Source organism: Desulfoconvexum algidum (genome assembly GCF_055382125.1).
Genome location: NZ_AP042394.1, coordinates 1,745,652 through 1,768,087 on the forward strand (window position 1 = coordinate 1,745,652; position 22,436 = coordinate 1,768,087).

Consider the following 22,436-nt stretch of genomic DNA (forward strand, 5'->3'; position numbering starts at 1 on the left):
TTTAGGTTATTATGGAAACACATGCAAATATAGATCAAAAGAGTGTCGTAAAACCGCCGATTTCAAGCGTAGGGGTCATCGGATGGATACGGGGGAATTTGCTCAGCAGTCCCGGCAATACCATCCTTACGCTTATTATTCTGGGGATATTATGGTTTTCAGTCGTTCCTTTTATTAAATGGGCATTTTTAGATGCCTGCTGGCACCCGGATGCAAACTGCAGGGAGGGAACCGGGGCCTGCTGGTCCGTCATCACCTCCAACTATAAAGTTATGCTGTTCGGGTTTTACCCCCAGCATATCCTGTGGCGTCCCGTCACGGCCATCGTTTTACTTGTCTCCCTGCTGTTTATCAGCCGTAATAGACGCTATTGGAATCCCTATCTTGGGTATGCCTGGTTGATCGCTTTGGTGGTCATGGGGGTTTTGCTCCGGGGCGGCATTTTTATGCTGGAACCCGTTGAAATTGGAAAATGGGGCGGCTTGATATTGACCTTGCTGCTGTCTGTTTTTGGTTTGACCGCAGCATATCCTATGGGGATACTCCTGGCCCTTGGCCGGCAGTCCAATCTGCCGGTGATAAAAACCTTCAGTGTTTTTTATATCGAACTGATTCGCGGTGTCCCCCTCATCAGTCTTTTGTTCATGTCATCGGTTGTTTTTCCCTTGTTTCTTCCCGAGGGTGTCACAATCAGCGGTATTTTGCGGGCCCAGGTCGCCATTATCTTGTTTACGGCAGCATATATAGCAGAGGTGGTCAGGGGCGGGCTCCAGGGCATGAATACGGGCCAATTTGAGGCTGCCGAGTCCATTGGGTTAAACTATCCTCAAACCATGCGATTGATCATTTTACCCCAGGCATTGAAAATTGTTATTCCGCCGTCGGTCAGCGTCTTGATTTCAGCGTTTAAGGATACCTCCCTGGTGGTCATTATCGGGTTATACGATTTGCTGAAAACAACCCAGTCAACCTTGTCAGAGCCTAGATGGATGGGGTTTTCAGCAGAAGCCTACATTTTTATTGCACTGATTTATTTTGTCTGCTGCTTTTTCATGTCCAACTACAGCAGACAACTGGAAAAAGAATTGGATACAGGGCTGTAATTTTTTAATAACTTTATTTATTAAGCGATAATTTATGAACCAAGACAACACAAACAAAATCGATGTTTCAAGTGAAGAGACCATCATTAAAATTTCTGATATGCACAAATGGTTTGGAGATTTTCATGTTTTAAAAAACATTAATCTGGATGTTAAAAAAAGTGAACGTATTGTTGTTTGCGGGCCATCCGGATCTGGAAAATCAACCCTTATCCGATGTATCAACCGGCTTGAAGAGCATCAAAAGGGAAAAATTATTGTAGATGGCATTGAGCTGACCAAGGACCTGAAAAATATTGAAAAAGTCCGATCAGAGGTGGGCATGGTGTTCCAACATTTTAACCTGTTTCCCCATCTTACCATTGTTGAAAATTTAACAATGGGCCCTATCTGGGTTCGAAAGGTTCCTAAAAAAGAAGCGGAAGAAACGGCCATGTACTATCTTGAAAAGGTACAGATAGCTGAGCAGGCACAAAAATTTCCCGGCCAGTTGTCCGGCGGCCAGCAGCAGCGCGTGGCCATTGCCAGAAGCCTTTGCATGAAACCCAATATTATGCTCTTTGATGAACCCACATCTGCCCTTGATCCTGAGATGGTAAAAGAGGTTCTCGAAGTCATGATCAACCTTGCCCAGGACGGGATGACCATGATTGTTGTCACCCATGAAATGGGGTTTGCCAAGAGTGTTGCCCACAGGGTGCTTTTCATGGATGCCGGTGAAATTATAGAAGAAAATAACCCACACGACTTTTTCAATAACCCCCAGAGCGATAGAACAAAGCTTTTTTTAAGCCAGATTTTGTTTTAAAAGCCAATGGGCAAAAAGGCCATCCCTGTTATGTGGACGGCATCTGTTATCAGCCGTCCGGTTCTGGTTGCGACAATCAGGGCCATGGTGTCTTGAAGGGAAATGAGTTTGCCGAAAATTCGCTCAAAACTTAAGTTTTCAATGGGGCCGTCACACACGTTGGTTACCAGGAAAAGGTCACCATTTGGCAGATGCCGAGCTTTAAGTCTCCAGACAAGAATTTCAATATTCCGGGCGCTGTTGTAAAGGCTTTGGGCATCTAAAAAGTCCAGCAGAAAAAGATCACATTTTTTGCTGTATGATGCATGGAGCATGGTATAAAGTCCATACATCATTGCAAAAACCCGGTCTCCTTCATACCCGGGTTCAAACCCAAGCAAAATAGCATCGGCCCCCTCTTTGTTCTCAAGGGTGCTGTCGGTTTGAACCGGCGGGCATTGGAATATCCTGGTCACCTGTGAATCAATTGTTGCCCCGGGTGTCTTGCCAAGCTCCATGGAATTCATTCTATAGAGCTTTCGGGTCAGGGTTTTTAAGAGATCTGCCACCTGGTTGATATGAATTTCCAATATCAGATTGACGTCTGTCTTGGCAAGATTTTCCAGGTGAAAATCTGTGGCAGAGGTGCACCCGTTTAACAGGAGGACAAAGGTGACAAGAATATAGGCGAACCACCTTTTTATTTTAGTTTTTGCCAGATTTTAATTCCTCAATCCCCTGGTGCATGGTTTTTACAGCAAGCTGAATACAATGATGTTTCTTTTCCGGGATATTTTCCAATACCTTAAAGACATCTCCATCATTTATCTTGAGAGCTTCATCCAGGGTTTTCCCTTTGACCAGATCCACAACTGCCATGGCAGCAGAAATGGCCCCGGCACAGCCCGTTATTTCATACCGGACATCATCGATGATGTCATTTTCGCCTAGCTTGATGTAGACTTTCATAATATCGCCGCAGGATCCAATCTTTTGAGATACCTGATCGGCATTTTCAAGGTGGCCCATATATTTTTTTTCGAGAAAATAATTGATTGCCGGATTGGCATAACCGGCTTCTGACAGCATTTTACGTTCAGCAGTTGATAATACAGTTTCAGTGACCACAAGCGTTCCTTTTGTTCTGTCCTAAGTATAAAAAGAATATTTTACTGGACAGTATACTAAAATATTCAGATTTACAAATTTAATGTCCCCCCTAAAATAATTAATTTCTTTTTTATGTCAAGCGAAATGGGTGATTGTTACAAAAAAAAATAGCATGAATACGAGGCGTCATAAAAAAAAGTGAATCTAACCCCCGAAAGGCCAGAAATAATACTTGTGATTATAGTCGGTTATGATATGGTTAAAAAATATTTCGAAAGTAGCCCTAATATTAATTACCGCAACATGATAGCTGAAACTTAAATTACATTTTCATTATCACCTTGGACGAAGGAGATCGCGTTATGAAAGAGTTGATTAAGTATATTGCCCAGGCATTGGTCGATGATCCCGATGAGGTAAGTGTTGAAGAAATCAAGGCCCAGCAAACCCTTGTTCTGGAGTTAAGGGTTGCAAAGGATGACCTTGGTAAGGTCATTGGCAAAAAAGGGAGAACCGCCCAAGCCATGCGAACCATTTTATCTTGTGCCTCGGCTAAAGAGCAGAAACGAGTGATTTTGGAAATTGTCGAATAAGACCTTAAGACAGCCTCTTAAATTTTATTAAAACCAGGAAACGATTTCTTGCTATTTTTTCTGGAGAGAAATCCTTAAGTATTGGTATGTTTAATAATTGCAATGGGCTGGTTGACTATGCTTTGGCTACATTTTGTGATATTACAAACAAAGTAACAGTGTAGGAAAAGACAGGGCAGGAATGGGTGTGCCGACAACTGAGTCTTAAGGAAATTAATTGGAAAAAATTGTTTTAAACCCCGGGGAAATCCTTTTCTTTTATACACGGACGGGTGAGATCCAAACCCCGTCTTTACTGAGAACCTATCGGGAGATATCCAGCAAAAAAGAACAATCAAAAATAGACAGGTATATATTTGAAAAAGATCGCCACACCTGTCTTGTGACCAGAGGTCTCGTCCGGTTTGTTTTGTCCCAATGTACGAAAATTTCCCCCCAAACCCTTGGGTTTGAGGAAAACAGTCATGGAAAGCCCCGCCTCATATCGGGCATGACGGACATCCCCATTTTTTTTAATCTTTCCCATGCAAATGGTTTGAGTGTCTGTGCCGTGGTCCTTGACCATGAAATCGGGATCGATGTGGAAGATTCAACCCGAAAAATTGATATGAATATAGCAAACCGTTTTTTTTCAAAACAGGAATCCGAGGTGCTTGGACAGACAATGGAAGATGAAAAACGAAACTTGTTTTTTGATTTTTGGACCTTAAAAGAATCCTATATCAAGGCAAAGGGCCGTGGTTTGTCAATTCCCCTTGATAAATTCAGCTTTACGATCAGCCGGGTGGGCACTGCAATCCAATTTCATTCCGGTAACAACGATGATGCAAATAATTTTTCTTTTTTCAGGTTTGCTTTGCTCGATAGTTTCAAGGCGGCCATTACGATTTGTGCCCCTAAAACCCTTGGGTTTAAGGTCAAAATATACCAATGTGTTCCATTTGAAGAGATAATAAAACAGGACCAGATCAAGGTTATTTAACACCGTTAGAAGTGGAGATGACTCTTTTTTCGGGGGTATAGGGTTAACTCCAAAGAGATTTAATCCAGCCAAATACGCCTTTCTTTGCCGGTTCGGTCAGGGCCGGGGTTTTAGCAGAGACATTGTCAGTCTTTTTTGACCCACGCTCTTTAACTTGAGGTTCAGGGGGCCTGGGGGTAACTTTATTTGATTTTCCATTCAGGGAGTTCATTATTTCCTGAACAAGTCGTTTCTGGACCTCTGGCTCGGAAAATTTGAGTTTGGGCAATTGCCCCAAATAAGTGGCGGCCAGATCCATACCAAGACCATCCCCATTGCAACCATGCCCGGACATGCCCGCAATCACATAGGCAAATTGGGTTAGTCCTGCAATTGTGACGTGTTCCGGTGGTGCCAATTCGGGCATTTGATGAAAGGCCACCCCTTCGCAGATATTAGGGGGGAGATTCCAAGATTTCAAAACAGCGGCGGCCACAAAGGCATCTGTGGTTCCAAATACATCTTTTTCCACCTGGTGCAAGGGAAGCTTAAGCTCCCTGGCTTTTTTGAGACAAAGGGAAAATTCATGGGGATTGTGAATGGCCATCAACAGTTTTCCGACCCCATGGAGCATTCCGGTCATATACAGCTCTCCTGGTAGAACCCCCATCCCTAAATTGGGGTGGCCAAGCCGTCGATTGGCCACAGCGCATGCCCAGGAATATGACCAAAAATCATCATAGGAAAATCCTTTAATATCAGGAAACTTGGGCAGCATTTTCTGGAAAAAATGCAGGCAGACGGAACTTACGATTTCAACAAGACCGATGCGGGTAATGGCAGCCCTCAGGCTGACAATCTTATCCATCTCAGCGTAAAAGGGCGAGTTGGCCAATTGCAGAATTCTGGTGTAAAGCCCGGGGTCTGATTCCACAAGTTTTACAAAACGGAGGATATCTATTTTATCTATGGGCTGCCGGGTAATGGCAATGATTTTTGTTCCGTTGGCCGGAATCGTGGGGATATTGACACTTGTGGATAAAATTTCCTGGGCAATACTAAAAGCAATGGTTTTTTCTCCAGCCAGCGAATTTTCCATTTTTATCAATTTCCCTGTTCAAGTAGGCAGACGGTTATTATGCTCCTGGGCGGAATTTTCGACCCGTTTATTTCGTATACCGTTTTTTTGTGTTACTTGCAAGCAATGAGGTGAATCGCATAAAATAGGGAAAACTAAAATGTAATGGAGGGGCGTGGTCCTATATTTCTTTGTGATCCCGTCCTGTTTTTGACAGATAGTATTCGTAGTCACCTTTATAAACGGTCATCTTTCCCTGGTCGATTTCAAAAACATGATCCACAAGGCAGCGGAGAAAATGCCGGTCGTGACTTACCAGAACAATGGTGCCGGCAAATTGCTTCAGGGCATGGAGCAGAACCTCTCGGGACTGAATATCCAGGTGGTTGGTCGGTTCGTCGAGGATCAAAAAATTTATGGGCTGTCCCAGGAGGGTTGCCAGGACCACCCGGCTTTTTTCTCCACCTGAAAGCTGGGCGATCCGTTTATCCACATCATCTCCTGAAAAGAGAAACGCACCGCATAGGTTGCGAATAATGCCTATCCCTGCAAGGGGCAGCGCTTCCTGGATGGTTTCAAAAATGGTTTTTTTTGAATCAAGGAGATCCATGGCGTGTTGGCTAAAGTAACCTATTTTTACGCTGGCACCGATTTTGGCCTCGCCTTTTGTCGGGTTTGTCTCGCCTGCCAGCACCTTTAAAAAGGTGGACTTACCGGCTCCGTTGACCCCGACCACGGCAATTTTATTCTGTCGGTTAATCAGCCCGGTAATATCAGAGAAAACCGTTTTTGGCTCTCTGTCTGGTGTTTTCCATGTTTTTGTAAGCCCATCCAAAAGAACGACATCATCCCCTGAACGCGGAGGTGCGGAAAATTCCAATTTGATGATCCGCTGCTGTTCCGGCAATTCAATTCGCTTTATTTTTTCCAGTTTTTTGATGCGGGACTGCACCTGGGCTGCATGGGATACCCGTGCTTTGAAACGGGTAATGAAGTTTTCTTCCTTGGCAAGCATCTCCTGCTGGCGCCTGTGGCTGGCCAGGAGCTGTTTTAGTCGAATTTCCCGCTCCCGGATATAAAAATCATAGTTTCCGCCATAGGTGGTGGTGGTGTGGTTGGCCACCTCAACGGTTCTGCTCACCACCTTGTTCATGAAATCCTGGTCATGGCAGGTCATTAAAAGAGCACCCGAAAAATCATTGATCAGCCAATTTTCCAGCCATATGATGGATTCCATGTCCAGATGGTTGGTGGGTTCGTCCAGGAGCAGGACATCCGGACGGATGGTTAGGATTTTTGCCAGGGCAATGCGCATCTTCCATCCACCGCTAAAAGATTCCACGGGGCGTGTGAAATCACCAGGACCAATGCCCAAGCCCGTTAGGACGGTCTGTGCTCGGGTTTCAAGATCATACCCGCCGCGATTTTCAAATTCTTCGGCAGCATCCCCATACTCACCAAGCAAAATTTCCATGGCTGTTTCATCCATGGGCTGAGCCATGGCTGCTTCCATCGTTTTCATTTGTTCCCCCAGCATCACCACATCGGAGGCAGAAGACATCACTTCTTGAAGGGCTGATCCACCTGCCATCTCCCCCACATCCTGGGAAAAGTAACCCGTTTTAATTTTTTTTGCACGGGAGATCTCTCCATCGTCTGCCTCTTCCTCCCCTGTGATCAGTCGGAAGATGGTTGTCTTGCCGGTTCCATTGGCGCCCACAAGTCCTATGCGTGTGCCGGGAAGAATCTGCAGACTGGCATTGTAAAAAAGGATCTGAGAACCGTGCTGTTTGGATATTTTTGTCAGGTGAATCATTTTGCCGTCCCAAAAAAAATTATAAAATTATCATATCAGATGGCAAATTGGCAAGAAAAAGAAAAGTCGATTTTACAATCGTTGATAGTGATCCAAAGATATGGTATTGTGAAAAACAGAACGTCACCTATATAGGAGGTTTTATGCAAATATCTCTTACCTTCAAGAAAATTGATCCCTCAGATCCTTTAAAATCTTATGTCCAGGAAAAATTTGACAGACTGGACAAAATGCTGGATAAACCGGCCAAAGCCCATGTTGTTTTATCTGTTGAAAAAATTCGTCACATTGTTGAAATAAACCTCAGCTGTGACGGGTTTAGAATTCATGGGAAAGAAGCATCGGAAAATATGTATGCATCAATTGATACCCTGGCAGATAAATTAAAATTACAGGTTAAAAAAAACAAAGAAAAACTCAGGCGGCACCTGGCCGGAGATAAACAAAGCATCAAAAGTACCGGTACAGAATTTGGCACCTCCAATGGCTTGGACGTGCCAAGTTACGGGTAAGGACCGCAGATAGGATTTGCGGTCCTTAGCACTTGGTGAAATAATCCTTTCAGATTTAACCGCACTTGGTGTAGCCGCATGAATGACATGTCATGCAGCCTTCTTCAAAGGCGATGGTCTGTCCGCATTCAGGACACAGATTCGATTTGAGATGGTTTTGAGACGGCTTTGCATTCTCTGCACTGCCGGTCGGTGAATATCGGTTCTCAAGTACCTTGGAAATGGCATCGGGAATGGAATGCACCAAGCCGCCATTTTGAAATACAGCATGTTCACCTCGAATCCCTTTAATCTGGTCTATGATCTCGGTTACTTCTATACCTGATCTCAAGGCCAGCGAAATAAGCCTGCCGATGGCTTCCGTCTTGGCTGTTGTGGACTTACCGGATTTCCCAATGGTTGCAAAAAGTTCAAATGGCTTGTTATTGAACTCGGACACGGTTACATAGAGATATCCCATACCGGTCTTCATTTTTTGGGTAAATCCTTCGAGAATATTGGGACGCTCTCGTCCGGCATGCAGAAAGTCAGTTCCATTCTCTTTATGGGTATTGCCGGAAATAGAAAGCACCTGATTGTCTTTGCTGCCGTCTCTGTAAATGGTCACGCCTTTACATTTGAGCGTATAGGCCGCATCATAAATAAATTTCACATCTTCCTTTTTAGCCTCCCGGGGAAGATTAACCGTCTTTGAAACAGCGTTATCTGTGTGCCTTTGAAATGCTGCCTGCATTTTGATATGGTCCGAAGGCTTGATATCATGTGCTGTAACAAACACCTTTCTTAGATCAATGGGAATTTGGGCGATACCTTTAGCAGTTCCTTTCTCAGCAATATTTTCCATTAGTTTTTTATCGTAAAACCCTTTGGCTTTAGCCGCTTTTTCAAAAACAGGGTTTACCTCTAAAAGCTTGTCATTATCCATTACAGTTCTAACATAGCTCAATGCAAAAACAGGCTCTACCCCGCTGGAGCACCCTGCGATAATGCTCAGAGTTCCTGTGGGGGCAATGGTGGTTGTGGTGGCGTTCCGCATCGGTGTTTTTTTGTCCTTGAAAACGCTTTGATCAAAATTGGGGAACACCCCCCTTTCAGCGGCTAATGAACTCGAAGCTGCATGGGATTCTTTTTGTACAAATGACATGACAAGTTCTGCAAGGTCGATGGCCTCATTTGAATCGTAGGGTAGATTCAATTCAAAAAGCGTGTCTGCAAATCCCATGATGCCCAGGCCTATTTTTCGGTTCCCGTGAACCATTTGTTCTATCTCTTTAATGGGGTATTTTGACATATCGATCGTATTGTCGAGAAACCGAACCGAAAGATGGATGGTTTCTTTTAATTTGTCAAAATCAATGGCAGGGGTCCCTTGATTTGCGGTCACAAATGCCATCAGGTTTATGGACCCCAGATTGCAGGCCTCCATGGGTAAAAGCGGTTGTTCTCCGCAGGGGTTGGTAGATTCCATCTCTCCAAGACCAGGCGTTGTATTATGCCGGTTGATCTCATCTAAAAAAATGATGCCGGGATCTCCTGTGGTCCATGCCTGACTGATTAATTCTTCATAGACAGCCGCAGCATTCAATTTGTCGGAAGACTCGTGTGTCCGGGGATCGATTAAGTCATACTCGGCATTTTTTGAAACCGCAGTCATAAACTTGTCTGTCACGCCAACGGAAATATTGAAATTCGTCAATGCTTGTTTCTTGCTTTTGCATTTTATAAACTCCATTATATCCGGGTGGTCCACACGAAGAATCGCCATGTTGGCTCCTCTCCTTGTACCACCTTGTTTCACCTGCTCGGTTGCTGTGTTGAAAATTTGCATGAATGAAACCGGACCCGAAGCGACACCACCTGTGGAACCGACTTTGCTGTTTTTTGGACGAATTCGTGAAAATGAGAATCCTGTTCCACCGCCAGACTTGTGAATTGTGGCAGCATTTTTAACCGTTTCAAAAATACCATCTATGCTGTCTTCCACGGGGAGAACAAAACAGGCTGCCAGTTGCCCTAAAGATCTGCCTGCATTCATCAAGGTGGGGGAATTGGGTAAAAATCTGAACTCTGTCATCAATTTGTAGAATAGTTCTTCCATTTTTTTGATATCTGCTCGTTCATCATGCTTTTTTTCGGCTTGGGCAATATGAGCTGCTACTCTTCGAAACATCTGTTCTGGTGATTCACAGACCTTTCCTGATGGGTCTTTTTTTAAATACCGTCTTTCCAGCACCGTCCTGGAATTTTTTGTGATAAAATGTATGGACTCTGTCGGCGCTTTAGGGGTTGTCATATTCCAAATTCCTGTTATTTTTATGGGTTGTCTCCATTTGACCTCTCTCAATTTGATTTTGGTTCCAGGAGAAAACAATTTGACGTTATCTGTGAATATACTTTATATAGTATTAATGGAAAAATGCAAGCACAATATATAGGGGTTCTTCATAGTTCATCAATTTAAATCTATATAAACATAACACTTGGGCTATTTAAAAAAAAACATAAGATTCGGATAGGTTTCTCCTTGGAAAATATACATACAAATTAGATTTGCATTTAGAGGTGGGTTTGGCTATAGTTTATCCATACGAATTGATCCTATCAAATCACTTCAACTAACTTCCAAAAAAGCATTAAATGATTTTGAATTTAACCATGCCAAATAAAGTTTTACTTACCCAGTTTTCATACCTTGTTTCAGGGGCTATCTTTGCCCTTACCGGACTTGCGGTCCATGCAAACGCCAATCTTCTTGCGGCTTCAGGCGTTTGCCTGCTGTTTGTATGGGGGATCAATCATTTCGCTTTGATCTTGAAAGATCGTTTGGCATATCCGGGTCATATCCTGGTCGTTCTTTTCTTGATTTTCTCAATTTTGTTCGTCTGCTTTACCGGTGGCTTTTATAGCCCCGGTCTGTTGCTCTTGTTTTTCATACCGGTTTTGACCAGCCTTTTTCCTGAAAAAAAATCAATGGCCCTTTACAACAGCGCCGTCATTGTTTTTTTATGCCTGCTCTATCTGGGACCGGTATGGGGCCCAGGTGAGTTGAATATCAACCAATACCGATTTTTTTTTATGGTGGTTGTTTTTGGTTTGTATGCAGGGGGTATGGGCCTGATTGTTGGCCAGAATCAAAGGGATTGTTTTGCTTTACAAATATCTGGGACCCGTCTTAGGCAGGAGTCCGAGGATGCCCAGGCGGCACTTAAAATTAAAGATAGGTTTCTGGCCAATATGAGCCATGAAATTCGCAACCCCATGAATGCGATTATTGGTATGCTGCATGTGCTGCTGGATTCTGATCTTGATGACGAGCAGCGGCATTATTCCAAAATTGTTTACAACAGTACCCGTGCATTATTGTCCATTGTGAATGATATCCTTGATTTGTCAAAAATTGAAGCAGGCAAGTTGGCATTTGATATCCGGTCCTTTGATCTTGAGGTGGCCATTCAGGACATTGTCTCTTTGCCAGAACTCCAGGCCCGGCAAAAAGGAGTCGAATTTACCTATTCCATTGATTCCACGGTACCCCAGCTTCTAAAGGGGGATATCAGCCGGATTCGTCAAATTATTCTTAATTTAACGGGCAATGCCATCAAATTTACCGAAGCCGGCAACGTCTGTCTGCGTGTTGCCCTGGCATCGGATGAGGGCTCCCATGAAGCAAAACTAGATCCGAATAAGGCCTGTCTTCATTTTAGCGTGGATGACACGGGGATTGGTATTAAAGAGGAACAGATTGCCTCTTTATTTGGTTCTTTTACCCAGGCGGATGCGTCCATTACCAAGAAATTCGGGGGAACCGGCCTCGGGCTTTCCATTGCAAAATTGTTGGTTGAAAAAATGGGGGGTGACATCGGGGCGGAAAGTATTGAGATGGTCGGCAGTACCTTCTGGTTTAACCTGCCACTGGAAAAACAATCCCAGGGAGACATTTCCTTTAACCTTACCCGTCGGCCGATTAAAGACTTTAAGATTATGGTCATCAGCGACAATTTTTCATTGGGGAAAACTTTTGATGACAACCTTTGTGCCCTTGATATCCCCTATGAACAGGCATGGGACGATGTGGAAGCCTTTGAAATGCTCAAATGGGCTCAAGATGATAATATGCCCTTTCATTTGGTCATCATGGAGGCCCAGGAATCCGATCAATATGCCAGGCGTCTGGGGGAAAATATTCAAAAAGACCCACGGTTTGACCATTTGAAGATGATTCTTTTAACCGCAGTGGGGCAAAAAGGAGATGCAAGGAGTTTTGAAGAAATCGGGTTCACAGCATTTTTAAGCAAACCCGTGGAAAAAAGTGTGCTGTCCGACTGTATCAAGGCGGCCTTGTCCATTCATGGGAGCACTAAAACAGTGAGCTTGCCGATTATTACCCGGTATAGCCTTGAAGAGACCAAAAAACATTCCCGCAGAATTCTGATTGTGGAGGACATGGAGACCAATCTTTTAACTGCCAAAGCGCTGATCGGAAAGCAGGGATATTACACCGATGAGGCAAGAGATGGAGAACAGGCGGTTCAAAAACATAAAGACACACCCTTTGATCTGATTCTCATGGATTGTCAAATGCCGGTGATGGATGGATTAGAGGCCACACGGCAGATTCGGATGTATGAAAAAGAGCAGGGGCTTGACCCTGTGCCCATCATTGCCATGACTGGTAACGCCTTTGAAAGTGATCGGGAAAACTGTTTTAAGGCCGGTATGGATGATTTTATTTCCAAACCCGTGGAGCCGGATATCCTGGCCAGAAAAATTCAGATACATCTTGAGGAAAAGGTGCTGCTCAAAATTTTGAACTCTGTTGAACCCGAAAGTGTTGAGTCAGACAGTATTTGTCTGGACAGTACTTGTCTGGACAGTATTGGCCCAGACAGTTCTGAACTGGACAGTTCTGAACCGGACAGGTTTGAACTGGAAGAGGAGGTCTATGGGGAAGATCTTCCACAATTAAATGGGGCCTCTTGTTTTAACAAGACCCTTTTATATGAACGGTTTGGTAATGATGAAGAGTTGATTCAGGTCGTATTGGATGCCTTTCTTGAGGAGGCCCCTGAATTGATTGGAAAAATCAAAATAGCCATTGATAAGGAAGATGCTGACCTGATCAGATCCCATGCCCATGCCCTGAAGGGATCGGCCGGAAATGTGAATGCTGATATTTTAAAAGAGATGGCCTGGTGCATGGAGCAGGAAGCCAACCGAGGAAAACTGGCATCCATATCCCGAATCTTTTTTGATATTGAACAAGAATTTCATGCCTTTGAAAAGGAAGTCATTTCATGATTGATATTGAAAATATGTCAATTCTGGTTGTGGACGATATGAAAAGCATGCGTCTGACCATACGAAAAATGTTGAGGAATCTTAGTATCGGTAAAATCCTCAGATTTGCTGAAAATGGAAAAGAAGGGCTGTCGATTTTGAGTAATGCCCCCTGCGATCTTGCCATCATTGATTGGAATATGCCAGTGATGAACGGGACCCAGATGATGAGCATGATCCGCAAAGATAAGGACCTGAGGGATATCCCGGTGATCATGGTGACCGCAGAGAATGAAAGGGATATTGTTTCCGAGGTGGCGGAAAGTGAAATTGATGCCTACCTGTTAAAGCCCTTGACCCTTGAAGCCCTGGACAGAAAAATCAAGGCCGTTGTGGAGACTGCCAATCATCCGGACAAGGCCACCACCTTCATGCGAAATGCCCGGGAGTGCGAAGAGGCAGATGATTATGAGGGAGCCATTGAACAGGTCCGGCTGGCACTGATTCACAAGCCGTCTGCATCCAGGATTTTGCGCAAACTGGGCTTGATTCATTTTAAAATAGGGAAAACCGGTATTGGTGAGAAATGTTTGCAAAAGGCCATGTCGGTCAACCCCCAGGATACCATTACCCGTGATGTGCTGGCCCGGTTTTATCTGAAAAAAAAAGAATATGAACGAGCGGCCCGGATTTATCTTGAAATCATGTCCCTGAGTACCCGGTATTTTAATACGGCCATGGTTCTTGGGGAAAAGCTCATGGTGAACGGATATAAATCTTTGGGCATTGAATTGTTTGAAAAAGTGATGGCCAGATCCGGTAAAAAACTCGCTTTTCAGGATGCTATTATTGATATTTGCCTGAATAACGGGGAATATGATTATCCTAAAAAAATATTGGATCTGGCGATTCGGGACAATCCCTCCAACTACGATCTGGTGCATCGGGCAGGGCTTGTGTTCTATGACACCGGCAATTTTGATAAAGCCTTGAAATATTTCAGAATGGTCGATTCCCATAAGGCCAGTCATGTCGAAGCAAAACTGTATATTGCCAAAATTTATCACATGAACAAAAAAATATTAAAAGCGGACGATTACCTCAATCAGATTCTTCGCATTGATCCCCAAAATGAAGATGCCCTTACCTTGAGAAGGCAGTTATAATCCTCATTTTAATGTTTGTCCGGGAAAAATCAAATCAGGTATAAGATGAACATTAGCAAGGGAATCATGACCACCAGCAGCCCATTGGTAAGTAACCAGCAGGCATTGGCCAGATCAATGTCAAGATCATAAAGGGTCGGGGGAACCATGGCGATGAATCCCACGGGCATTCCGGAAAGATTTAGGATCAGACCGGTTCCAATGGAGAAGACAGCTGCCAGCACAAAGATATCCTTTGCCACTGTCTTGATCCGGGCGCCCAAGATGTCCATGCCGGAACAATCCTGGCTGAGCGAATTTCACCACCAAGTATAAGAATCGTAAGCTGCTGATGCTCTTGTGTTGTCCTCATTTGAATGAAAATTTTGAATATATTAAAAAGACCAAAGGTTTCTCGGATAGACATCTGGGGTACCGTGGAGAATAAAAAAAGGAGCTTTTGATGAAGACATTTTTGTTATTTTTATATAGTTTTCTTATCGCTGTGAGTGCATCGCCTGTTTTTGCTATGACTATTAGTGTTTATGAATCAGGTAGTTCTGATATAGACACCTGGATATCAGCTCAAAAAGGAACACAAAAACTATTAGAAGATTTTGAAGACATTAACGTAATCGGTGATATGGATTGGTATAAAGGATTGGAGACAGGTGTAGGGACATTTGTAGCAGGAGGTCTCAAAGGCCAAGGGGCCACTGCATATGATGCCAATAATAATAACCCTTCTGCTGATTCTTATTTTTCTATCCAAGACGATGAATCTTCCTGGTTTGGACGCAAAAACACTACTAAAGGCGGAAGTCAATGGTTAGACTCTGGGGATATTAGGAGCACAGGCAGCCAACCATCCGTTCGGTAAAAATTATACCGACTCAAGCACCGGCATGAAGTTTGTCTGGGTTGCGGGCGGCTGTTTTCAGATGGGGGATACCTTTGGTGGTGGTGAAAGCAGCGAGAAACCGGTGCATGAGGTTTGTGTCGATGGTTTTTATATGGCTAAATATGAGGTGATCCAAGGGGAGTATCAAAAAATTACTGGCAACAATCCTTCCAATTATAAAGATGGGGATCAGTATCCAGTGGAACAGCTAACCTGGGAAGATGCGCAGGCTTTTATAGAAAAACTTAATCGAAGCTCAGGTAAACAATTCCGTTTGCCCACAGAGGCGGAATGGGAATATGCAGCCAGGAGCGGCGGAAAAAAAGAGCAATATGCAGGCAGTGATAGTCCTGACGCTGTTGCCTGGTATGATTCGAATAGTTCCAATTCTACCCACAGAGTAGGGACCAAGGCGGCCATTTTTTGCTGGACTTATCCCTTCTCTTCGTTGTTTTTTTTGGGTGGGGGCCAGAAAAATTATGGGGGGAAGGGACTACTACATCTCTCCCATAGATAAATACCTCCGGCCGGTTTCCCATTCTTCGCTGGTCTCTTATAATATTGCGCTTACAAGCCTTAAAAGTGAGGCTTCATTTGGGAAAAGCTTGGCAACACGGGTTCTGCGTTTAATTTCCCTATTCAGCCTTTCAACCATATTTGTAGAACGTAATTTCTTCCTATGATTTTCCGGCAAAGAAAATACGGTAAAACCTTCGGGAATATTGCTTTCCATCCATTCTGATAGCTTTGAGGCTGATTTCTTGTATTTCTCGATGCTAAAATCCAGCAGCCTCTGAGCTTCTGCCTGATCGGGAGCATTAAAAATATTCCTAATATCTCTTGCAACTCCTTTCCGCATATCCATCTTTGGTACATATGGAACCGCATTCCTTTGTAAATGTACCTGACAACGCTGCCAGGGAACACTTGGAAATACTGACCTTAATGCTGCCTTTAACCCGCTATGATCATCACTTGTAATTAGTTTTACTCCATGAAGACCTCTTTTTTTCAGGTCCAAAAAAAAATTGCGCCAGTGGCTCTCTGCCTCACTCAATGAAACACTGGTCCCAAGTACCGTTCTCTTACCATCTCCCATCACACCAATAGCTACCAAAACTGCACAGGATAGGACCATCCCGTCCTGGCGAACTTTTTCATATCTGGCATCAATCTGGAGGTATTGAATCCTTCCTTTTGGGCGGTTACTCCATTTTTCAAGTTCTTCATCCAAAAGTTTGGAAGCATTGCTGACCTGGGTGCTGCTAATTTCAAGCCCACACAATTTTTTCAGGACTGAGTCTTTAAAATGTCAATACACCCAATAAAATTGTTATGGTGTAGTTACTATCTTACTACAACCTCTGAAGGAACGAAACTGGTAATCTCCCAGCTAAAAAAACGCATATTATGCCTAAAACACTGTTAGAAATATATTTGACGTCAAGACTCTTTTTAGTTTTTTTGTCTATATTTTTATTTTTTTTACAAGTTGATAGTAGTTCTGATTTATATGATGATTTTTTTGATAAAAGAGAAGGATTTTTTTTTAGCTATCAATCCATCGAAATAACTGTTTCTTTCCAAAAGCTCTTCAATTAAAGCAACTGCTTTTTATCTTTGAAATGGTTAGTTAGTAGGGAAAGAGGGTGACTGTGCCATTAATAGTATTGGGTTGAGCAGAATGATCTCTCTTATGACGATCCTTATACTTATATAATATATGTTTTCCAGCTAGGTTTAGATTTATTTTAATTACTCCCAATGACTGAATGACGACTACCCCCTTGATATCACTACGATGTGTATTAAAAAGTAATGGGGCAACTTTTGTTGGGTTTTTTGTCGGTTTCCACTTTCTTAAATTATGATCCCACCAATAATACTTTTCTGCTTTGAATGGACCGCATGAAATTTCAGGGTATACGTACCAAGCCTTCATGCGTCTCTGGTTCTTATAATCCTTTTCCCAAGATTGAGTCTTAACTGTTCTAATGGTAATAGTGTTAGATGGTAATTTGTATTTTATCACCAATTGTGGGTCTAAGGGTACTTGAACATCAATAGAGTATAGCAAATCCCTAAAACCATGATCCAAATTCCCTGAAAAAAGTTTCCTGGGCTTTTTGCGATCGGCCTCCAACTGAGCTGCACGTGCTTTCTTGGCTGCCAGTTCTTCTTTTGCTTTCTGTGCTTTTCTTTTATCTATTTGCTTTAGTTGCTCTTCATGCCATCTATTGATTAATACATTATTTTCGAAATCTGCTATCAACTTGATGGTTTCTTCTTTAACAATTGTGAAATCACCGCTTATAGTTTTATCATTTAAAATAAATTTCACTTCATAGTGTCCGACATTTACGTCCCTAAAACCTACTGGTGTTGTCTTTTTCTTCTTTCCATTAATATAGACATCTGCTCCCGTGGGGATACTCGCAAACTGAACATTTCCCAGGTATTTTTTGACGATAGCCTCTTCCTCAATACCTGTAAATTTACCGCCTCCATCACTGGAAAAAAAGAATTTTTTGGTTTGAGGGGTAATGTCGTCTAAGGTGAAATCCCAATGTTGGGCAGGGTAATCATTACTTAAATAAACCTCAACCTTGTGTGCACCAATAGATACTTCAGGATTAGAATAGGGCGTTTTGCCCACATACGTTCCATTAAGGTAAACCTTGGCTCCTGAAGGTTCAGAGTTGACTTCAACAATACCAGTTCCAGCGATACAGTTTTGGCTATCAAGCAATAACAAACAGGTTAGAAGCAGCAGAAAGTAAATTTTCATAGTTTTTATTTTAACTCTAATAAAATTGATCGTTGAAGTATAAATTTGCACTATCACCTAGCATGACAATTAGGGATAATCCGCTTAGTAAATATATTTTTAAGGTGAGAACCTATAAATCAAAATGCCCATGATATCAAGAGATTTATTGTATTTAACGAGTGTTAAGGGCAGAAAATCTATAAGTCATGCTTTTTTTGATAGCCCCTCTATTTGAAGTGGTGGAGGAAGACAAATAGACTTTTTTTTATTGAGATAGATAAAGATGTTTTTGGTTATCTATAACCGCCTCGATTGTTAGAGCATACTTAGGACTCTTCTCTGTAGACGGAACAAGAATATGATAAATATTGACGGTATAAAAATCAGTGCCAATGTTTAGATTTTCGGTACAGAGATATTCAATTATATGGAAAATGGCATCATCAAAAAAATCAAGATCTCATTACATTTTAATTGGAGATAATCATCCCTGGTATAAAAATGCAAGAGTAAATTTATTACATCACTTGATGAACTCCCCAAAAAATCCGATCCGAATGATTTTGGCCCAAATCATCCGAGTCCAAAAAATCTCGGTACCGAAAAACTGTAAACCATTTATCCTTCTCCAGGAGCAGGACCGCCATAAATAATAGAATTTATAATTTTTGTAATGGCATTCTTTTAATAAGGGCTTCGGCCCCCTTAAAACGCCCCGGACATTGCATAGAATTATCTGAGAAGGGTGTTACCTTGGACTTTTTGCCCAGGCACTGGCCTAAGAGTAAATTCCCGGGTCCTTATACCACTGCCCTCCCAACGATTGCATCTGCCAATTGGACCTTGGTGTCCTGGGCGTCTTTCAATCGAGCCTTGAGAGTATCACAGAGGGCCATGAGCTTATCGACCTTGACGACTATGCGGTGCTGTTCGGCGAGGGGGCGGATTTTCATTTTCAGCGTTTACCCACATAATTATCACAAAATGTCCCCTCATTGTTTTGCTATTATGAGATTGGTGTAGGAAACAGAAAGAACCGGTTACATTATTTTTAATCATTATTAAATAAGAGATCATTATGCTTAAAATACACAAATCTTTAATTTTGGAAATGCAGAAGGTCTTTGATATTGGCATTACCGGGTTTTCTTTTATCACCGCCTATTGTATCAAACAAAATCTGTTGCCAAAAGGACTGAACAATTTATCCACAGGCCAGAATTATCACAAAGATTATGGCGAATAATGATGTAAAATTAATTAGTTAGACAAAAAATGCAGATGAAATAAGTTCAACAAGAATAGCGTCGAATTTTGGTTTGTCTACAAGGCGCATTAAAGGTTCAATAGCAGGTCTATTGAACCTTTAATGCAATGCAGTAGATGGGTCAGAAGCCTATCTATTTCGTTTACGTTATAAAATTTGCGGTCCTAAAGCACAACAAATTTTCCCCCATTGAAATGGATCTATATTTTCAGGATGGGGAAGTCAACTTCGAGAGTATTGTATCATGGGCCTAAAAATAGATAAATTTGATCAAACCGAGCAGAGAAGCCATACCGGACTGCAAGACCGCCGAAGAAATCATGACCGGCGTAACCTTGATGACCGCCGAGCCAAAATGGAAAGACGTCGTGATTTTCGGGAAAATCCAAATGGCCAACCCAGATCTTTCCGCATCTGGCTGCGCTCCTTGATAAACCCACGACTGGGCCTTGACAGACGAAAAAGATATAGAAGACAGAACGACAGGAGACGGTCACAATACAACGATGTTCTTACCCCGGAAGAAATTTCAGAACTTCTTTCTCTGTAACGTTTTTTGATTGCCCAGGCGGTTCGTATTCCGGTGATCGGAATATCCTGATCCCGGGTCCAAGGTGCTGGAATCATATTTTGACCAACCCCAGATACAAACCATTGGCTTTTGGATTTAATTAAATTTGCCCATGCTCGGGTCCGATTTTGCCGACGGCAATAAATCCTGATAAAAGTGCATAGTGATACTAAGGTATCCTCAAGAGGCGGAAGCCTATGTCGTTGAGGCGGTAGCCGGGCGAGTCGTAGTAGCGGTAGGCTGACCGCAGGAGCCTATCACTGCTGCACCAGCCGCCGCCACGGTACACACGGCCCCGGCCCGATGAAGGGCCTTTAGGATCCGTCCCAGGGCTGTGACGATAATACGTACCACCATACCAATCCTGTACCCATTCCCAAACATTTCCTTGCATATCATACAGTCCCCATGGATTTGGTTTCTTTCGCCCTGCATAATGGGCATATTTACCGCCAGCATCATAGGCATTTTTAGCGTACCAGGCATACTGTTCGGCCTGACTACTGCTGTTCCCCCAAAAATATTTTGTTGTTGTTCCTGCCCGTGCAGCGTATTCCCATTCAGCCTCAGCTGGCAGGCGATAATGATTTCCTCCTTCCTTTCTGTTCAGCCATTTAATAAAGGCCTGAGCGTCATTCCAGGACACACGGCATACTGCTGCATTATCACCATGGCTGTTATATTTTATAAAATCATCTGTAAGCAGATCATCGCGCCCTGCACCTGCTATGAAGTTTTTAAACTGCCCCAGGGTTACCTCATACACCCCCACTTGAAATGCCTTGCTGATACGCACCTTATGCTGTGGTGTTTCATCATCACCGGCAGCAATGTCAGCACCTGCCCCTGACGGACATGACCCTGCCTTTGATGCTTTACCCATGAATGCCCGTTTTTTATTGGCTTTTTTATCTGCCTCACTTAGCTTGCAGCTTCCCATGTAAAAACTGCCTGCCTTGATGGTTTTAAATTTCATTCCAATAGAGTTGGTATAATCTGCTGCTTGCAATGGAGCTGTGAACATAAATAGAATTGCAAGCAGCAAACTGGGCAAAATTAATTTTGTCTTTTTCATTATATTTTCTTCTTGCCTTTTCGCCCTGTAATTAAAAAATGATAGGCACTGGGCGTATTAAATGGCCTAACATTATGTTGAGCGGCGACCACATCTCGGTTTAAGATACCGGAAGACGCTTTTTTAAAACGTTAGGGTTCAGTCAGCATGTTACATGCTGTAGAACCGCATGGCATCGGGGCTATCAATCACATAGAGATAGCCGAAACCGAGGGGCCTGTCCTCATCATTAATGCAGCATAGATTGCTTGCGCGATCCTCCGTGACACATGCCGGCGCGGCTTTTTGAGCTCCACTGCAAAAGTCTTGTTAGCACGACTCATTTGATCAGTTTGGATAGTATGAGGACTAAACTTAATTTTAGCTTCTGGACGACCTCCCCTTTTGAGTTGATGACGCCTGATTTGTTTCCTTTGTGTACATCATAATGGCCATCCAGATTTTCACTTAAGAAATCATATTCTGGATACACGGAAATTTTTCCCGTTTCAAGACTGCTCAGGCCTTTTTTGCCGTTTTTCTCGATAAAGATAGTGTGTTCTTTAAATGCAGAAATTTTGCAGTCTGACTCAAATCTTATATTACCATCGGAATCAAGTACCCCAGACATCGGCCCTGACTCAAAGAGGAATCCCTTCATAATTGGCAAATCGAGTTGACGGAGTAAGTCATATTTGGGGGTTATTATAGGGGTTCCTGCGTTATCGGTTACGCCATATTTTCCGTTTTCGGTGAACAAGGCGATGTTGTTTTCGTTGTGGCGGAAGGTGTGGTTGAAGAATTCTTCTTTTATTCTGTGTATGGTTTTTTCAAAAAAAACGTCTTTTTCGTTGTTGTTTAGACTGGAGGCGTTAAATGCTTTTCGAAACTCCCCCTCTAAATTCGAGAAATTATAATTAATTATATTCCCCCATTTTCTTTCGGGGTTATCCCAAGTAGTCGGAATATATTGAACGGAAGAGGATTTTTCGCAAATCAAAACAAGGATTCCGTTGCGTGCGTTTCCGGCAATATCAAAAAATAATATTTCTCCGAGAGAATCTTTCATGTAAGGCAGTGTACCTTTAAAGCTTCCTAATATTTTTAAAGCGCCTCCCGAGTGGGGGTTCTTGTTAAAATCCGAGATGCTCATTGACGTTATCCTCCGAGTGCTTAGCCTGGTTTATGATTAAATGTTATTCAAAATTATCGCTGTGTTATGTTAATATGCGATCTAGAAGACCAGAACGATGATCAAGGCCGAAAAGAAGAATTATACCTAAGGATCGGCTCCAAAATTACTCGATCATTTGTTTTAAAAATACCCAGTCTTTTAAGGGATTTTGAGAACAATTTTGATATAGTAATTTTGAAACGATTCCTAATATCCCATGGACGACTACTCCGCTGAATGATTATCCCTCCATATGCACAAGTACCACCAGCTACTAACGATAAAAGAAAACAAATTTTTTCCACGCTTAAATTTTC

The 22,436-nt window shown here is 42.8% G+C and carries 20 protein-coding genes and 1 pseudogene; 11 read left to right on the forward strand and 10 right to left on the reverse strand.

Going from position 1 to position 22,436, the window contains the following annotated elements; translation table 11 throughout:
• Positions 1 to 11: 11 nt before the first annotated feature.
• Positions 12 to 1,103 carry an amino acid ABC transporter permease gene (locus tag ACZ45G_RS08015; RefSeq protein ID WP_464176792.1) on the forward strand — a complete coding sequence of 364 codons (1,092 nt, stop codon included), beginning with the start codon at positions 12 to 14 and terminating at the stop codon, positions 1,101 to 1,103.
• A 34-nt stretch (positions 1,104 to 1,137) separates the two neighbouring features.
• Positions 1,138 to 1,911 (forward strand): amino acid ABC transporter ATP-binding protein, encoded by a 774-nt coding sequence (locus ACZ45G_RS08020; RefSeq protein ID WP_464176794.1) that lies wholly within the window; start codon positions 1,138 to 1,140, stop codon positions 1,909 to 1,911.
• Here ACZ45G_RS08020 and ACZ45G_RS08025 read toward each other — a convergent pair.
• Both ACZ45G_RS08025 and ACZ45G_RS08030 read right to left on the reverse strand, forming a co-directional pair.
• Positions 1,908 to 2,480, reverse strand: coding sequence for a hypothetical protein (locus ACZ45G_RS08025; RefSeq protein WP_464176796.1), 573 nt, complete (start codon positions 2,478 to 2,480; stop codon positions 1,908 to 1,910). The two genes, ACZ45G_RS08020 and ACZ45G_RS08025, sit on opposite strands and share 4 nt — an antisense overlap.
• Positions 2,481 to 2,595: 115 nt before the next feature.
• Positions 2,596 to 3,018, reverse strand: coding sequence for an iron-sulfur cluster assembly scaffold protein (locus tag ACZ45G_RS08030; RefSeq protein WP_464176798.1), 423 nt, complete (start codon positions 3,016 to 3,018; stop codon positions 2,596 to 2,598).
• Between the two features lie 344 nt (positions 3,019 to 3,362).
• Here ACZ45G_RS08030 and ACZ45G_RS08035 point away from each other — a divergent pair, with 344 nt between their 5' ends.
• The gene (locus ACZ45G_RS08035) at positions 3,363 to 3,593 is read left to right on the forward strand and encodes a KH domain-containing protein (protein WP_464176801.1); all 231 of its coding nucleotides are present in this window, start codon (positions 3,363 to 3,365) and stop codon (positions 3,591 to 3,593) included.
• 217 nt (positions 3,594 to 3,810) lie between these two features.
• On the forward strand, positions 3,811 to 4,575 hold the full coding sequence (locus tag ACZ45G_RS08040; protein ID WP_464176803.1) for a 4'-phosphopantetheinyl transferase family protein: 765 nt from the start codon (positions 3,811 to 3,813) through the stop codon (positions 4,573 to 4,575).
• Between the two features lie 43 nt (positions 4,576 to 4,618).
• Here the strand turns inward: ACZ45G_RS08040 and ACZ45G_RS08045 are convergent, their stop codons facing one another.
• Both ACZ45G_RS08045 and ACZ45G_RS08050 read right to left on the reverse strand, forming a co-directional pair.
• Positions 4,619 to 5,653 (reverse strand): HDOD domain-containing protein, encoded by a 1,035-nt coding sequence (locus tag ACZ45G_RS08045; protein ID WP_464176805.1) that lies wholly within the window; start codon positions 5,651 to 5,653, stop codon positions 4,619 to 4,621.
• 160 nt (positions 5,654 to 5,813) lie between these two features.
• Complete coding sequence (locus ACZ45G_RS08050; protein WP_464176807.1) at positions 5,814 to 7,448, reverse strand: ABC-F family ATP-binding cassette domain-containing protein; 1,635 nt, start codon at positions 7,446 to 7,448, stop codon at positions 5,814 to 5,816.
• Positions 7,449 to 7,591: 143 nt separating this feature from the next.
• On the opposite strand from ACZ45G_RS08050, the gene hpf reads away from it, so the two are divergent.
• The gene (gene hpf, locus ACZ45G_RS08055; protein ID WP_464176810.1) at positions 7,592 to 7,960 is read left to right on the forward strand and encodes a ribosome hibernation-promoting factor, HPF/YfiA family; all 369 of its coding nucleotides are present in this window, start codon (positions 7,592 to 7,594) and stop codon (positions 7,958 to 7,960) included.
• Positions 7,961 to 8,015: 55 nt separating this feature from the next.
• Here the strand turns inward: hpf and ACZ45G_RS08060 are convergent, their stop codons facing one another.
• Complete coding sequence (locus tag ACZ45G_RS08060; RefSeq protein WP_464176812.1) at positions 8,016 to 10,253, reverse strand: vitamin B12-dependent ribonucleotide reductase; 2,238 nt, start codon at positions 10,251 to 10,253, stop codon at positions 8,016 to 8,018.
• 362 nt (positions 10,254 to 10,615) lie between these two features.
• Here ACZ45G_RS08060 and ACZ45G_RS08065 point away from each other — a divergent pair, with 362 nt between their 5' ends.
• Together ACZ45G_RS08065 and ACZ45G_RS08070 are read left to right on the forward strand one after the other, a co-directional pair.
• Complete coding sequence (locus ACZ45G_RS08065; protein ID WP_464176814.1) at positions 10,616 to 13,258, forward strand: response regulator; 2,643 nt, start codon at positions 10,616 to 10,618, stop codon at positions 13,256 to 13,258.
• Entirely contained in the window at positions 13,255 to 14,403 is a 1,149-nt protein-coding gene (locus ACZ45G_RS08070) for a response regulator (protein WP_464176816.1), read from the forward strand. The genes ACZ45G_RS08065 and ACZ45G_RS08070 overlap by 4 nt, the downstream gene beginning before the upstream one ends.
• 29 nt (positions 14,404 to 14,432) lie before the next feature.
• Here ACZ45G_RS08070 and ACZ45G_RS08075 read toward each other — a convergent pair whose 3' ends face one another.
• A complete protein-coding gene (locus ACZ45G_RS08075) occupies positions 14,433 to 14,675 on the reverse strand; it encodes a hypothetical protein (RefSeq protein ID WP_464176818.1) in 243 nt (80 codons plus the stop codon).
• Positions 14,676 to 14,845: 170 nt separating this feature from the next.
• Here ACZ45G_RS08075 and ACZ45G_RS08080 point away from each other — a divergent pair, with 170 nt between their 5' ends.
• Both ACZ45G_RS08080 and ACZ45G_RS08085 read left to right on the forward strand, forming a co-directional pair.
• Positions 14,846 to 15,262: a hypothetical protein gene (locus ACZ45G_RS08080; RefSeq protein WP_464176821.1), complete on the forward strand. Its 417-nt coding sequence runs from the start codon at positions 14,846 to 14,848 to the stop codon at positions 15,260 to 15,262.
• 25 nt (positions 15,263 to 15,287) lie between these two features.
• Entirely contained in the window at positions 15,288 to 15,800 is a 513-nt protein-coding gene (locus ACZ45G_RS08085) for a formylglycine-generating enzyme family protein (protein ID WP_464176823.1), read from the forward strand.
• A gap of 39 nt (positions 15,801 to 15,839) precedes the next feature.
• On the opposite strand, the pseudogene ACZ45G_RS08090 reads toward ACZ45G_RS08085, so the two are convergent.
• Positions 15,840 to 16,577 (reverse strand): annotated as a pseudogene (locus ACZ45G_RS08090) (IS256 family transposase); the annotation flags it as partial.
• Between the two features lie 339 nt (positions 16,578 to 16,916).
• Positions 16,917 to 18,122 (reverse strand): PEGA domain-containing protein, encoded by a 1,206-nt coding sequence (locus ACZ45G_RS08095; RefSeq protein WP_464176825.1) that lies wholly within the window; start codon positions 18,120 to 18,122, stop codon positions 16,917 to 16,919.
• A 1,009-nt stretch (positions 18,123 to 19,131) separates the two neighbouring features.
• On the opposite strand from ACZ45G_RS08095, the gene ACZ45G_RS08100 reads away from it, so the two are divergent.
• Both ACZ45G_RS08100 and ACZ45G_RS08105 read left to right on the forward strand, forming a co-directional pair.
• Positions 19,132 to 19,299: a hypothetical protein gene (locus tag ACZ45G_RS08100; protein ID WP_464176827.1), complete on the forward strand. Its 168-nt coding sequence runs from the start codon at positions 19,132 to 19,134 to the stop codon at positions 19,297 to 19,299.
• Positions 19,300 to 19,564: 265 nt separating this feature from the next.
• Positions 19,565 to 19,870, forward strand: coding sequence for a hypothetical protein (locus tag ACZ45G_RS08105; protein ID WP_464176829.1), 306 nt, complete (start codon positions 19,565 to 19,567; stop codon positions 19,868 to 19,870).
• Between the two features lie 190 nt (positions 19,871 to 20,060).
• On the opposite strand, the gene ACZ45G_RS08110 is transcribed toward ACZ45G_RS08105, so the two are convergent.
• Together ACZ45G_RS08110 and ACZ45G_RS08115 are read right to left on the reverse strand one after the other, a co-directional pair.
• Positions 20,061 to 20,966 (reverse strand): formylglycine-generating enzyme family protein, encoded by a 906-nt coding sequence (locus tag ACZ45G_RS08110; RefSeq protein WP_464176831.1) that lies wholly within the window; start codon positions 20,964 to 20,966, stop codon positions 20,061 to 20,063.
• Between the two features lie 319 nt (positions 20,967 to 21,285).
• Positions 21,286 to 22,098, reverse strand: a complete 813-nt coding sequence (locus ACZ45G_RS08115; protein ID WP_464176833.1) for a hypothetical protein — start codon at positions 22,096 to 22,098, stop codon at positions 21,286 to 21,288.
• Positions 22,099 to 22,436: the final 338 nt, after the last annotated feature.

What these genes read in the sequence shown, in the direction of transcription:
- ACZ45G_RS08080 (WP_464176821.1), top strand. Translation starts at nt 14,846, where the DNA reads ATGAAGACATTTTTGTTATTTTTATATAGTTTTCTTATCGCTGTGAGT.
- hpf (WP_464176810.1), top strand. Translation starts at nt 7,592, where the DNA reads ATGCAAATATCTCTTACCTTCAAGAAAATTGATCCCTCAGATCCTTTA.
- ACZ45G_RS08035 (WP_464176801.1), top strand. Translation starts at nt 3,363, where the DNA reads ATGAAAGAGTTGATTAAGTATATTGCCCAGGCATTGGTCGATGATCCC.
- ACZ45G_RS08050 (WP_464176807.1), bottom strand. Translation starts at nt 7,448, where the DNA reads ATGATTCACCTGACAAAAATATCCAAACAGCACGGTTCTCAGATCCTT.
- ACZ45G_RS08110 (WP_464176831.1), bottom strand. Translation starts at nt 20,966, where the DNA reads ATGAAAAAGACAAAATTAATTTTGCCCAGTTTGCTGCTTGCAATTCTA.
- ACZ45G_RS08105 (WP_464176829.1), top strand. Translation starts at nt 19,565, where the DNA reads ATGGGCCTAAAAATAGATAAATTTGATCAAACCGAGCAGAGAAGCCAT.
- ACZ45G_RS08065 (WP_464176814.1), top strand. Translation starts at nt 10,616, where the DNA reads ATGCCAAATAAAGTTTTACTTACCCAGTTTTCATACCTTGTTTCAGGG.
- ACZ45G_RS08070 (WP_464176816.1), top strand. Translation starts at nt 13,255, where the DNA reads ATGATTGATATTGAAAATATGTCAATTCTGGTTGTGGACGATATGAAA.
- ACZ45G_RS08100 (WP_464176827.1), top strand. Translation starts at nt 19,132, where the DNA reads ATGCTTAAAATACACAAATCTTTAATTTTGGAAATGCAGAAGGTCTTT.
- ACZ45G_RS08075 (WP_464176818.1), bottom strand. Translation starts at nt 14,675, where the DNA reads ATGGACATCTTGGGCGCCCGGATCAAGACAGTGGCAAAGGATATCTTT.
- ACZ45G_RS08060 (WP_464176812.1), bottom strand. Translation starts at nt 10,253, where the DNA reads ATGACAACCCCTAAAGCGCCGACAGAGTCCATACATTTTATCACAAAA.
- ACZ45G_RS08115 (WP_464176833.1), bottom strand. Translation starts at nt 22,098, where the DNA reads ATGAGCATCTCGGATTTTAACAAGAACCCCCACTCGGGAGGCGCTTTA.
- ACZ45G_RS08015 (WP_464176792.1), top strand. Translation starts at nt 12, where the DNA reads ATGGAAACACATGCAAATATAGATCAAAAGAGTGTCGTAAAACCGCCG.
- ACZ45G_RS08020 (WP_464176794.1), top strand. Translation starts at nt 1,138, where the DNA reads ATGAACCAAGACAACACAAACAAAATCGATGTTTCAAGTGAAGAGACC.
- ACZ45G_RS08045 (WP_464176805.1), bottom strand. Translation starts at nt 5,653, where the DNA reads ATGGAAAATTCGCTGGCTGGAGAAAAAACCATTGCTTTTAGTATTGCC.
- ACZ45G_RS08085 (WP_464176823.1), top strand. Translation starts at nt 15,288, where the DNA reads ATGAAGTTTGTCTGGGTTGCGGGCGGCTGTTTTCAGATGGGGGATACC.